Genomic DNA, 689 nt, shown 5'->3' on the forward strand with positions numbered 1-689 from the left:
GCAAGTAACAGTGAAAATACGTTAGTAGATTTTACTGAAAAACTTCTTGTTGATGTTAAATATTTTACTAATAACAACAATAAAGTATTAAGTGTTCCCGTATCTGAATTATTGAATTTTGGATCTGGTTTATCGTCATTAATTCCTGCATGTAATACAGTTACTCAAACAATAACCATTCCTACGGATGGTATTTATAAGATTGCTAATAAAGCTGCAGGTGATACTCTAAAATACGCAAAAAATGGGAATCTATGGGGATCTTTAAGAAAATCTGACGGTGGCTCTAGAATGATGCAGATTTCAAAGATGGAGTCTTTGCAAGGTTCTATGAAAACAGTATCTGCGTTTAATCCTGCTCTTTTAATGATGGCTGTGGCTATTTATTCTATTGAAAAAGATATGAAAAAGATTAAAGAGACGCAGGAAAAGATACTTACCTTCATGGAAGTTGAGAATGAGTCACAGATTGAGGCAGATGTTGAGTCATTGATGGGGATTGCTTCTACTTATAAGTGCAGTTGGGATAATGAAATTTCTGTTACGAATAATCATAAGCTTGTTATCGATATTAAGAATCGTGCTAGAAAGAACATTATTGCTTATCAGAAAAAGATTACTGATATTCTTCTGTTAAAGAAGTTTATTGTGTCTAAAAGTAACGTAAATTCGACGTTGTCTGATTTAGG

General features: G+C 32.7%; 1 pseudogene. It reads left to right on the plus strand.

From position 1 onward, the window contains the following. Positions 1 to 689 (plus strand): annotated as a pseudogene (locus tag P0106_RS07155) (hypothetical protein); the annotation flags it as partial.

The organism is Gardnerella sp. c11Ua_71 (assembly GCF_055818025.1).